The sequence below is a fragment of the Polaromonas sp. P1_E1_2 genome (assembly GCF_056406035.1).
The window spans coordinates 1-4822 of record NZ_JBFUAZ010000312.1 but is presented as its reverse complement, the minus strand read 5'-3'; the positions used below and the strand labels follow the sequence as shown (position 1 = coordinate 4822).

Sequence of the window (4822 nt, the reverse complement as noted above, 5' to 3'; positions counted from 1 at the left end):
GCCCAAACCCGGCAGAAAGCCGGCCAGAAGGTCGAAAAACGCAAGGGCTCCGGTGTGGCCGTGCTGCCCGGCAAGCTGACCGACTGCGAAAGCCGGGATTTGGCGCACAACGAAGTCTTCCTGGTCGAGGGTGATTCGGCCGGCGGCAGCGCCAAGATGGGCCGCGACAAGGAAAGCCAGGCCATCCTGCCGCTGCGCGGCAAGGTGCTCAATACCTGGGAGGTCGAGCGCGACCGCCTGTTTGCCAACACCGAAATCCACGACATCGCGGTCGCCATCGGSGTCGAYCCGCACGGCCCSAAYGACACGCCMGACCTGAGCGGCCTGCGCTACGGCAAGGTYTGCATCCTGAGCGACGCCGATGTGGACGGCTCGCAYATCCAGGTGCTGCTTTTGACCCTCTTTTTCCGCCACTTCCCCAAATTGATCGAATCAGGTAATGTCTATGTGGCCCGGCCGCCGCTGTACCGGGTGGATGCGCCGGCGCGGGGCAAAAAGCCGGCTTCAAAGGTGTACGCCCTTGATGAAGGCGAACTGACCGCCATATTGGACAAGTTACGCAAGGATGGCGTAAAAGAAGGTGCCTGGAGCATCAGCCGCTTCAAGGGCCTTGGCGAAATGAGCGCGGAACAATTATGGGAAACCACACTCAATCCTGACACCCGCCGCCTGTTGCCCGTGCAACTGGGCAACCAGGATTTTCTGCAAACCGAGAGCCTGATCACCAAGCTGATGGGCAAAGGCGAGGCCGCAGCGCGCCGCGAACTGATGGAATTGCACGGTGACGCCGTGGAAATAGATATTTGATGAATTCTTTTTTGAAGTTGCCGTCAACCTTGCCGCGCTTTGCACGCCTGTTGCGTGCGCCGGCATTGCCTTCGCTCGTTCTGGGGCTGGCGGCGCTGTTCGCGGCGCCCGCCCGGGCTGACATCTGGGGTTACGTCGATAAAGAAGGCATTGCGCATTTCTCGGCCGTACGGCTCGATGAGCGTTATGAGCTTTTTTTCCGCGGCGCAGAAAGCTTTAGTGCAGGCAACAGCGCTGCCAAAAGCGGCAAGGCGGTTGGCAATGGCGCCAATCAGGCCACCGGCGTGGCCAATGCGCCGCCCAAGCTGCTGGCCTACTTTGATGTGTCGCCTAACTACAAGGCCGTCAAGCACCTGCTGCGCGAGGCTTCTGCCAAGCACGGCATCGACTACGAGCTGCTGCAGGCACTGATCGCCACCGAATCCGGATTCAACGCCCAGGCCGTTTCGCCCAAGGGTGCGGTCGGGCTGATGCAGCTGATCCCGCCGACAGCGGAGCGCTATGGCGTGCGGGCCACCAAGGATTCCACCATCCACAAAAGGCTCACCGATCCCAAGACCAACATCCGGGCCGGCTCCAGCTACCTCAGTGACCTGATTGCCATGTTTCCCGGCCAGCTCGAATTGGCCATCGCTGCGTACAACGCCGGCGAAGGCGCCGTTCAGCGTGCCGGCAACRAGATTCCGAACTATCCCGAAACCAAAAACTACGTCAAGACCGTGATGCAGCTCTATAACCACCTCAAGCCACCCAGCATGGCGTCCGGCGGCCGCGTTCGCATGGAAATGATGGGCGGGGCCACCGGCCGCGGCAACATGGTGTCACCCACGGTGGTGTCCACCGCCACGCCAGAGGCCTTGCCCGAGCCGTACTGAGACCATGCACCTGGCCTTCTGCCGCAGGCAGTCTGAAGCGACTTCCCCCGTTTTCTTTTCATAATCCTGTACCGGCCGCGCCTGTGCGCACCGGACCGGCATAACTTGACCTAGCCCAAGCAAATTCACGATGGATGATCTCTTCACACCGGACGCAGTAGCCCCGATCCCCGAACCCGCAGACCAGGATTCCCTGGCCGCGTACGCGCAGCGGGCTTACCTTGAATATGCCCTCAGTGTCGTCAAGGGCCGCGCCTTGCCCGACGTTTGCGATGGCCAGAAGCCGGTGCAGCGCCGCATCCTCTTCAGCATGTCGCGCATGGGCCTGGGTTTTGGCGGGGCGAATGGCGCGAGCGGTGCCAAGCCTGTCAAGAGCGCGCGCGTTGTCGGCGACGTGCTCGGTAAATACCACCCGCACGGCGACCAGGCGGCGTATGACGCCATGGTGCGCATGGCGCAGGACTTCAGCCAGCGCTATCCGCTGGTCGATGGCCAAGGCAATTTCGGCAGCCGCGACGGCGACGGCGCAGCGGCCATGCGATACACCGAGGCTCGGCTGGCCCGCATCACGACGCTGCTGCTCGATGAGCTTGATGAAGGCACGGTCGACTTCGTACCCAACTACGACGGCTCTTTCGAAGAACCGCGCCAGTTGCCGGCACGGCTGCCGTTCACGCTGCTCAATGGCGCCAGCGGCATTGCCGTGGGCCTGGCCACCGAAATCCCCAGCCACAACCTGCGCGAAGTCGCCGACGCCTGTGTGGCGCTCATCAAGACGCCCAAGCTTGCCGACGAAGAGCTGTATGCGCTGATCGCCGGGCCCGACTACCCGGGTGGCGGGCAAATTATTTCCAGCGGCGCGGAAATCGCGGCGGCCTACAGCACGGGCCGCGGCTCGCTCAAGGTGCGCGCCCGCTGGAAGATCGAAGAACTCGCGCGCGGCCAGTGGCAGCTGGTGGTGCAGGAGCTGCCGCCCGGCGTCAGCACGCAGCGTGTGCTCGAGGAAATCGAAGAGCTCACCAACCCGAAAATCAAGGCCGGCAAAAAAGCCCTGAGCCAGGACCAGGTGCAACTCAAGCAGACCATTCTGGCCGTGCTCGACGTGGTGCGCGACGAATCCAGCAAGGACGCCGCCGTGCGCCTGGTGTTCGAGCCCAAGACCAGCAAGATCAGCCAGTCCGAACTCATCAACACGCTGCTGGCCAACACCAGCCTGGAAAGCTCCTCGCCCATCAACCTGACCATGGTCGGGCTGGACGGCAAGCCGACGCAGAAAAACCTGCGCCAGATGCTGGCGGAATGGATAGAGTTCCGCCAGACCACGGTGCAAAAGCGCTCGCAGCACCGGCTCGACAAAGTGCTGGCCCGCATCCACATCCTCGAAGGCCGCCAGCTGGTGTTGCTCAACATCGACGAGGTGATTGCCATCATCCGCCAGTCGGAAGAGCCCAAGCCGGCGCTGATCGCACGCTTCAAGCTCAGCGAAATCCAGGCCGAGGACATTCTTGAAATCCGCCTGCGCCAACTGGCACGGCTTGAAGCCATCAAGATCGAGCAGGACCTGAAAAACCTGCGCGAAGAGCAAGGCCGGCTTGAGGAAATCCTGGGCAGCCCGGCGGCGCTCAAACGCCTGCTGGTCAAGGAAATCGAGGCCGACGCTAAACAATTCGCTGATGCGCGCCGCACGCTGATCCAGGCCGAGAAAAAAGCCGTGCTCGAAGTCAAGGTGCTCGACGAGCCGGTGACCGTGGTCATCAGCGACAAGGGCTGGGTGCGCGCACGCAACGGTCACGGACATGACCCGGCAGGCTTCGCCTTCAAGGCGGGCGACGGGCTGTACGGCACCTTCGAATGCCGCACCATCGACACGCTGYTGGCCTTTGGTTCGCGCGGCCGCATTTATTCGGTGCCGGTGTCATTGCTGCCCGGTGCGCGCGGCGACGGCCAGCCGCTCACCACCCTGATTGATCTGGAGTCGGGCACGCAGCTGGTGCATTATTTTGCAGGCCCGTCCAATGCCGCATTGCTGCTGAGCGCCAGCGGCGGCTACGGCTTCCTCGCCACGGTCGAGAACATGACGTCGCGCCTCAAAGCCGGCAAGGCCTTCATCAGCTGCGCTGAAGGTGAAACCATTTGCAGGCCTTCGCATGCCGCTTTCACCAGCGCAGCGGCGCCCTTGGTGCCGGCCACGCATGTGGCTTGCGCCTCGACCGGCGGCCGCATCCTGACGTTTGAAATCGCGGAACTCAAGATGCAGGCCGCCGGCGGGCGCGGCCTGATGCTGATCGACCTCGAAGCCAAAGACACTTTGGCTGGTGCCGCCGCTTACACGCGCAGTGTGAAGATCGAAGGTATTGGCCGTGGGGGCAAGGCACGCGAGGAAACGCTGGAAATCCGCAGCTTGAACAACGCCCGTGCGGCGCGCGCGCGCAAGGGCAAGGCGGCCGACCTGGGCTTCAAACCCACCGGCATCAGCCGCGTTGAGTAAAACTGACTGAAGGCCATAACTGGCGGGCGCAAGCAGCTATTGATTTAATAGCAATATGCTGCGCTCGCCGGTCTGGCCGGCAGTTATTTAGCAATCAAGCTGCCAGCAACAAATCAAGCTTCTTGAGGCCGGCCACCGTCTCCAGGCAGGCTTGCGCCACTTCCTTGCCCTTGGTCAGGAAATGTTCCGTGAAGAACTTGCGGTGTTCCTCATGCTCATGAAAATGCTGCGGCGTCAGCACCGCTGAAAACACCGGCACGCCGGTTTCCAGCTGGATGCCCATCAATGCGCTGATCACCGCGTCAGCTACAAACTCATGGCGGTAGATGCCGCCATCGACCACCAGACCGCAGCAGACCACGCCTGCATAACGGCCCGACTGTGCGAGCTTTTTCGCGTGGAGCGGAATTTCGAACGCGCCGGGCACTTCAAACGTGTCGATGGATTCAGCGGCGACGCCTTGCCTGGCCATCTCAGCCAGGAAAGCGCCGCGGCCCTGGTCCACGATGTCTTCGTGCCAGGACGACTGGATAAAGGCGAAACATGCCTTGGTGGGTGTGCCGCCCGAACGGGAAGCCGAAGGTGGGGAAATATCTGTCTGACTCATGGATGCCTTTTTGCCAGGTGTTACCAGAATCAGGGCGCACGAGCC

At 62.2% G+C, this 4822-nt stretch carries 4 protein-coding genes; 3 read left to right on the top strand and 1 reads right to left on the bottom strand.

Annotation, left to right across the window (positions count from 1 at the left end):
- The 3 genes from AC1D1P_RS14435 to parC form a co-directional block, all read left to right on the top strand.
- A partial coding sequence (locus AC1D1P_RS14435; protein WP_477673463.1) for a toprim domain-containing protein occupies nt 1–807 on the top strand: 807 nt, incomplete at its 5' end.
- Complete coding sequence (locus tag AC1D1P_RS14430; protein WP_477673462.1) at nt 807–1682, top strand: lytic transglycosylase domain-containing protein; 876 nt, start codon at nt 807–809, stop codon at nt 1680–1682. The genes AC1D1P_RS14435 and AC1D1P_RS14430, both read left to right, overlap by 1 nt.
- Nucleotides 1683–1812: 130 nt before the next feature.
- Nucleotides 1813–4170, top strand: coding sequence for a DNA topoisomerase IV subunit A (gene parC, locus AC1D1P_RS14425; protein WP_477673461.1), 2358 nt, complete (start codon nt 1813–1815; stop codon nt 4168–4170).
- A gap of 94 nt (nt 4171–4264) precedes the next feature.
- Here parC and AC1D1P_RS14420 read toward each other — a convergent pair whose 3' ends face one another.
- The gene (locus AC1D1P_RS14420) at nt 4265–4777 is read right to left on the bottom strand and encodes a 6,7-dimethyl-8-ribityllumazine synthase (RefSeq protein ID WP_477673460.1); all 513 of its coding nucleotides are present in this window, start codon (nt 4775–4777) and stop codon (nt 4265–4267) included.
- Nucleotides 4778–4822 lie beyond the last annotated feature (45 nt).